This window comes from Inquilinus sp. YAF38 (assembly GCF_052113205.1).
Classification (GTDB): domain Bacteria; phylum Pseudomonadota; class Alphaproteobacteria; order DSM-16000; family Inquilinaceae; genus Inquilinus.
The window spans coordinates 40,871-47,293 of sequence record NZ_JBFRCU010000058.1 but is presented as its reverse complement, the minus strand read 5'-3'; the positions used below and the strand labels follow the sequence as shown (position 1 = coordinate 47,293).

Sequence of the window (6,423 nt, the reverse complement as noted above, 5' to 3'; positions counted from 1 at the left end):
TTCACCAACAACGAAGCCGAGCGCGATGCCCGGATGATGAAACTCCGACAGAAAATCTCCGGCGGGTTCCGCACATCTCAAGGCGCAGACAACTTCGCCACGCTCCGCACCCTCATCGGCACCGCTCGAAAGCGCGGATGGAACCTGCTCGAAACACTGTCATCCTGCCCAACACAACTCATCCATAACCTCAACTCCGCCTAATCACGCCTGCACCTGGGCAGTTACCGCTGCGCTCGCAATGACGGTGTTTGGAATTCTGAAAAGGTCCCGCCAGGCGGGAGAGGCAGCGCGAAGTCGCTCGATATCCGTCAGCCCTGCTCGAAATGCACTGACACCCGACCTCAACTCATCCCATTCCAGCCAGCGCCAGCCCGGCAAGGATTGCGATCAGGACCAGCTGCGTCCCGGCGATCCACAGCAGCCGGGTGCGGAACGGCTCCTTGCGCGTCTTGTGGCGCAGCAGCCGCTGCCCGGCGATGGCGCCGGGCGTGCCGCCGATCGCGGCCAGGGTCAGCAGCGTTCGCTCCGGGATCCGCCGGCGGCCGGCGGCGGCGCACCATTTGTCCCAGGCGAACAGGGCGAAGGCGGCCAGGCTGGCGGCGAGGAGATACAGCGCCAGGGCGGTCATGCGGCGGGGAAGATCGGCCGGTCGAAGCGGAAGGCGCTTTCCGCCAGCACGGCACCGCCGAAGCGCTCCAGCCGGTCGGCATAGGCTTCGCCGCCGAGATGGCGGTAGAAGCCGGTGGCGCGGAAATTCGCGGTCAGGGCCCACAGCATGAAGGGCGACATGCCGCGCTCGGCGAACCAGGCGGAGGACGCGGCCATCAGTGCCCGTCCATGGCCCCTGCCCTTCGCCCGGTCGAGCAGATAGAGGGCGAAGATCTCGCCCCAATTCCAGCCCGGCGCGCCGCGAGCCCGGCCGCACAGGGCGAAGCCGACCGGCACCGCGCCGCCCGCCGGGGTCGGGTCCAGCGCCAGGAAGGTCGCGGTGCCGTCCTCATGCGCCAGCGAGCGTTCATGGCCGCGCTCGCGCTGGGTCACGGTCATGCGGTCGAGATACTCGTCCGGCACCAGGCCGCGATAGGTCTCCTGCCAGGACTGGACATGGATCCGCGCGATCGCCGGCGCATCGGCCAGGATCGCGCGGCGGATCATGTCAGCCTTCCTCTCCCTCGGCCGCCGCATCGGCATCGTCGGGCTCGCCGGCGTCGGCCGCCTCGCCGGAGGCCGCGTCGGCCTTCGGCCCGCGCTCCAGCACCGCGACGAAGAAGCCGTCGGTGCCGTTGGCCGCGGGCGACAGGCGCAGCATGCCGGTGGTCGGGGCCGGGCCGGTGCCCACCGTCTCGTCCCACACCGTCTCGACCGGCAGCAGCCGATAGTCGGGATGGGCGGCGAGGAAGCCCTCGACCTGCGCCTCGTTCTCCTCGCGCAGCAGCGAGCAGGTGGCGTAGATCACCCGGCCGCCATCCGGCTTGGCCAGGCGGGCGGCGCTGTCCAGGATCTCGCGCTGCACGCCCAGCAGCCGCTCCAGATCCATCGGCCGCCAGCGGGCATCCGGATTGCGGCGCCAGGCGCCGGTGCCGGTGCAGGGCGCGTCGACCAGCACTCGGTCGAACTTGCCGCGCTGCTTCTTCACCCAGCGGTCGCGCTCGTTCTCCAGCAGACGCGGCTCGACATTGTCGATGCCGGCGCGGCGCAGCCGCTCCTTGCCGCGGTCGAGCCGGCCCTTGGACACGTCGCAGGCGACGACCCGGCCTTTGCCCTTCATCCGCGCCGCCAGCGCCAGCGCCTTGCCGCCGGCACCGGAGCAGAAATCCACCACCTGCTGGCCCGGCCGGGCGTCGACCAGCAGCGCGACCAGCTGCGAGCCCTCGTCCTGCACCTCGATCAGGCCGGACTGGAAGGCGGGATGGCGGCCCAGCTGCGGCCGGCCCTTGACCCGGATGCCCAGCGGCGACAGCGGCGTCGCCACCACGTCGAGCTTGCCGGCGATGAGCGTCTGCAGCACCTCGTCGCGGGTGCCGCGCAGCTCGTTCACCCGCAGGTCGAGCGGCGCCTGGTCGAGCAGCGCGTTGACCTCGACCTCGAAGCGGTCGCCGAACATGGCCTCCAGCGAGGGCGAGGCCCAGTCCGGGATCTCGCTGCGCACCGGCTTCGGCATGTCGGGATGGTCGAGCGGCTGGCCGGCGGTGGCCTTGACCAGCTTGTCCTCCGGCCCGTCCAGCGGGATCGGCGCGTAGGTCTCGCCGGAGAACAGCCGACCCATATCCTTGACCGCGACGCCCTCGGCCAGGGTCAGCTCGGCGATCACCCGGTTGCGCGGCGTGTCCTCGGCCTCGACCTTGGCCAGCCACCAGCCCAGCCGGGCGTGATGGCGCAGCACGGCGTAGACGCGAGCGGCGACCTCGCTGCGGTCCTTGGAGCCGATGAAGCGGCGGGTGCGGAAATAGGCCGAGACCAGGGCGTCGGCGGGGCGGTTCTCGATGCCGAGGCGCTCGAGAATGTCGATCGTGGCCTGGATGCGGGCGGAGGGGGTCATGGACTCAAGCGTAACAGGAAAACGCGCCTTCTACCGCGCTTCGCCTGCGGTGCGCCAGCTTTTGCCCGACGGCGCGGGCGAGCTATGCGCTGGAGGTATCAGGCCGCGGCGAGACCGGCCTGCCATTCCTCGCGCACTTCGGTCTCCGGATCCTCGACACGCGCCGCCGCAAGCCGCTGCAGTCCCTCCGGGCCGAGCAGGCGGCCGAGGGCCCAGACCGCGGCCCCGCGCACCAGGGGCGAGGCGTCGTCCAGCAGCGGCTCGACCGCCGGAGCCAGGGCCGGGTCGCCGCTGTTGCCGAGGGCGACCAGCACGTTGCGCAGAAAGCGGTCGCGGCCGATGCGCTTGATCGGCGAGCCGGAGAAGGCGGCGCGGAAGCCGGCATCGTCAAAGCCCAGCAGCGACACCAGGGCCGGGCCGTTCAGCCCCGGCCGCGGCGCCAGCGCCGCCTCGCGCCCCATGGCGGCAAACTTGTTCCAGGGGCACACCGCCAGGCAGTCGTCGCAGCCATAGATGCGGTTGCCCAGCAGCGGCCGCAGCTCGCGTGGGATCGGGCCCTTGTGCTCGATCGTCAGGTAGGAGATGCAGCGCCGGGCGTCGAGCCGGTAGGGCGCCGGGAAGGCGGCGGTCGGGCAGATGTCGAGGCAGGAGCGACAGGAGCCGCAGCGGTCGCGCTCCGGCGCGTCCGGCGGCAGGTCGATCGCCAGGTAGATCTCGCCCAGGAACAGCCAGGAGCCCCAGTCGCGCGACACCAGGTTGGTGTGCTTGCCCTGCCAGCCCAGCCCGGCGCGCATCGCCAGCGGCTTCTCCATCACCGGCGCGGTGTCGACGAAGACCTTGAGCTCGGCCTTGAAGGTCCGGTGGATCCAGCCGCCCAGCGCCTTCAGCTTCTTCTTGACCACGTCGTGATAGTCGCGGCCCTGGGCGTAGACCGAGATCACCCCCCTCTCCCGCTGTTCGAGCAGCGGCAGCGGGTCCTCGGCCGGGCCGTAGTTGAGGCCGAGCGACAGCACGGTCATGGCGTCCGGCCACAGCGTCTGCGGGTCGGCGCGCCGGTCGGCATTCGCCTCCAGCCAGCCCATGTCGCCATGCTGACCCTCGCCGAGGAACAGCTCCAGCCGCTCCCGCAGCCTGGGGTCTGGCTTGGCGGCGGCGAAGCCGGCGCTGTCGAAGCCGAGGGCGAAGGCCTCGGCCCTAATACGGTCCTTGATGTCGGCCGCGCCGGTCATCCCCGTCCGCGATAGGGCGGCACGCCCTGGTCGGGCAGCCACAGGCCCTCGGGCGCCGGCCCGCTCTGGTAGAACACGTCGATCGGGATGCCGCCGCGCGGGTACCAGTAGCCGCCGATGCGCAACCAGCGCGGCTTCATCGCCTGGATCAGCCGTTCCGCCACATAGACGGTGCAGTCCTCGTGGAAGGCGCCGTGGTTGCGGAACGAGCCGAGGAACAGCTTCAGCGACTTGCTCTCGACGATCTTGGCGGCCGGGGCGTAGTCGATCACCAGATGGGCGAAATCGGGCTGGCCGGTCATCGGGCACAGCGAGGTGAATTCCGGCGCGGTGAAGCGCACCAGGTACAGTTGCTTCGGCCGCGGATTCGGCACCGTCTCCAGCACCGCCTCTTCCGGCGATGCCGGCAGCGCCGTGGCCTGGCCGAGCTGGGTGAGCGCTTCCGTGCCCTTCGTCTTGCGGGCCATGATGTCTCCTCAGAGAGCCGGGATGTCGCCCGACGCCTGCTCCGCCTCGAAGGCGGCGGCGAAGGCGTCGAGCGTGCCGGCGGCGATGGCACCGCGCAGCCCGGCCATCAGGTCCTGATAGTAGGTCAAATTGTGTTGGGTCAGCAGCATCAGCCCCAGCACCTCCTCGCTGCGCACCAGATGGTGCAGATAGGCGCGGCTGTAGCTGCGGCAGGCGGGGCAGCGGCAGGCCTCGTCCAGCGGCCGCTGGTCGTCCTGGTGCCGGGCGTTGCGCAGGTTGACCGTGCCGCGGCGGGTGAAGGCCTGGCCGGTGCGGCCGGACCGGGTCGGCAGCACGCAGTCGAACATGTCGACGCCGCGGCGGACCGAGCCGACCAGGTCGGAGGGCTTGCCCACCCCCATCAGGTAGCGCGGCCGGTCGTCCGGCAGCGCCGGCACGGTGACGTCGAGGGCGGCGAACATCCGCTCCTGCCCCTCGCCCACCGCCAGGCCGCCGATGGCGTAGCCCTCAAAGCCGATCGCGGTCAGCGCCGCCGCGGATTCCAGCCGGAGGTCCGGGTACACGCTGCCCTGGACGATGCCGAACTGGCCATAGCCGGGCCGGGCGACGAAGGCGTCGCGCGAGCGCTGCGCCCAGCCCATCGACAGGCGCATCGAGCTGGCCGCCACCTCCGGCTCCGCCGGGAACGGCGTGCACTCGTCGAAGGCCATGGTGATGGTGGCGTCCAGGAGATGCTGGATCTCGGTCGACCGCGCCGGGGACAGCCGGTGCTCGCTGCCGTCGAGATGCGAGCGGAAGGTCACGCCGTCCTTGTCCATGCGCCGCAGCTGCGACAGCGACATCACCTGGAAGCCGCCGGAATCGGTCAGGATCGGGCCGGGCCAGTTCATGAAGCGGTGCAGGCCGCCCAGCCGGGCCACCCGCTCCGCCCCCGGGCGCAGCATCAGATGGTAGGTGTTGCCCAGCACGATCTGCGCGCCGGTGGCCGCCACCTCCTCCGGCCGCATCGCCTTCACCGTGGCGGCGGTGCCGACCGGCATGAAGGTCGGGGTCTGGACCACGCCATGGGCGGTGTGCAGGCGGCCGGTGCGGGCGGCGCCGTCGCGGGCCAGGGGCTCGAAGCGGAAGGCGGGTTCAGTCATCTCGGTCCGACCGGTGCAACAGGCAGGCGTCGCCATAGGAGTAGAAACGGTAGCCCGTGGCGATGGCATGGGCATAGGCCCGGGTCATCCGCTCCATGCCGGCGAAGGCGCAGACCAGCATGAACAGGGTCGACCGCGGCAGGTGGAAATTCGTCACCAGCAGGTCGACGGCGCGGAAGCGGTAGCCCGGGGTGATGAAGATCGCGGTCGACCCGTCGAAGGGCCGCACCGTGCCGTCCTCGGCCGCCGCGCTCTCCAGCAGGCGCAGGCTGGTGGTGCCGACCGAGACGATGCGGCCGCCGGCGGCGCGCACGGCCTTGATCCGGTCCGCGACCTCGGCGGTCAGCACGCCGCGCTCGGCATGCATGACATGGCCTTCGACCGTGTCGCTCTTCACCGGCAGGAAGGTGCCGGCGCCGACATGCAGGGTCAGACGCACCGTCTCGATGCCCCGTGCGGCCAGCGCGTCGAGCAGCGGCGGGGTGAAGTGCAGCCCCGCGGTCGGCGCGGCGACGGCGCCGTCATGCCGGGCGAAGACGGTCTGGTAGTCGGCACGGTCACGCTCGTCCGGCCCGTCCGGCCGGTCTATATAGGGCGGCAGCGGGATCTCGCCATGGCGCTGCAGCTGGGCGGCCAGGCCGGCGGGATCATCGAAAGCCACCTCGACCTCGCCGGCCTCGCCCTTGGCGACGATGGTTGCGGCGAAATCATCAGCGAAGCGGACCACGTCGCCCGGCTTCAGCTTCTTGGCCGGGCGGGCGAAGGCGCGCCAGCGCCCGGCCTCGGCCGGCTGATGCAGCATGATCTCGATCCCCGCCAGGCCGCGCTTGCCGTGCAGCCGGGCCGGGATGACGCGGGTGTCGTTGACCACCAGCAGGTCGCCTTCCCGCAGCCGCCCCGGCAGGTCGCCGATCCGGCGGTCGGTCAGGCCGTCGGCCGCGACCTCCAGCAGCCGGGCGGCCTCGCGCGGCTCTGCCGGCCGGTCGGCGATGAGTCGCCGCGGCAGGTCGAAATCGAACTCGTCGACACGCATGGCGAAGGC

General features: G+C 71.3%; 8 protein-coding genes. 1 reads left to right on the top strand and 7 read right to left on the bottom strand.

The features are described 5' to 3' along the window. Nucleotides 1-204 (top strand): IS66 family transposase (locus AB4Z01_RS23330; protein ID WP_441694510.1); only part of this gene is annotated, 204 nt, incomplete at its 5' end. Nucleotides 205-349: 145 nt separating this feature from the next. On the opposite strand, the gene AB4Z01_RS23325 is transcribed toward AB4Z01_RS23330, so the two are convergent. The 7 genes from AB4Z01_RS23325 to queA all read right to left on the bottom strand — a co-directional run bounded on the left by AB4Z01_RS23325 (nucleotide 350) and on the right by queA (nucleotide 6,414). Next, nucleotides 350-631 (bottom strand): DUF1294 domain-containing protein, encoded by a 282-nt coding sequence (locus AB4Z01_RS23325; protein ID WP_441698041.1) that lies wholly within the window; start codon nucleotides 629-631, stop codon nucleotides 350-352. Beyond that, a complete protein-coding gene (locus AB4Z01_RS23320; RefSeq protein WP_441698039.1) occupies nucleotides 628-1,158 on the bottom strand; it encodes a GNAT family N-acetyltransferase in 531 nt (176 codons plus the stop codon). The genes AB4Z01_RS23325 and AB4Z01_RS23320 overlap by 4 nt, the downstream gene beginning before the upstream one ends. A gap of 1 nt (nucleotide 1,159) precedes the next feature. Beyond that, nucleotides 1,160-2,542 carry an RsmB/NOP family class I SAM-dependent RNA methyltransferase gene (locus AB4Z01_RS23315; RefSeq protein ID WP_441698037.1) on the bottom strand — a complete coding sequence of 461 codons (1,383 nt, stop codon included), beginning with the start codon at nucleotides 2,540-2,542 and terminating at the stop codon, nucleotides 1,160-1,162. Nucleotides 2,543-2,640: 98 nt separating this feature from the next. Further along, entirely contained in the window at nucleotides 2,641-3,771 is a 1,131-nt protein-coding gene (gene queG, locus AB4Z01_RS23310; RefSeq protein ID WP_441698035.1) for a tRNA epoxyqueuosine(34) reductase QueG, read from the bottom strand. Continuing rightward, entirely contained in the window at nucleotides 3,768-4,238 is a 471-nt protein-coding gene (gene queF / locus AB4Z01_RS23305) for a preQ(1) synthase (RefSeq protein WP_441698033.1), read from the bottom strand. The genes queG and queF overlap by 4 nt, the downstream gene beginning before the upstream one ends. Nucleotides 4,239-4,247: 9 nt before the next feature. After that, entirely contained in the window at nucleotides 4,248-5,381 is a 1,134-nt protein-coding gene (gene tgt, locus AB4Z01_RS23300; protein ID WP_441698031.1) for a tRNA guanosine(34) transglycosylase Tgt, read from the bottom strand. Further along, nucleotides 5,374-6,414 (bottom strand): tRNA preQ1(34) S-adenosylmethionine ribosyltransferase-isomerase QueA, encoded by a 1,041-nt coding sequence (gene queA, locus AB4Z01_RS23295; RefSeq protein ID WP_441698029.1) that lies wholly within the window; start codon nucleotides 6,412-6,414, stop codon nucleotides 5,374-5,376. The genes tgt and queA overlap by 8 nt, the downstream gene beginning before the upstream one ends. Nucleotides 6,415-6,423 lie beyond the last annotated feature (9 nt).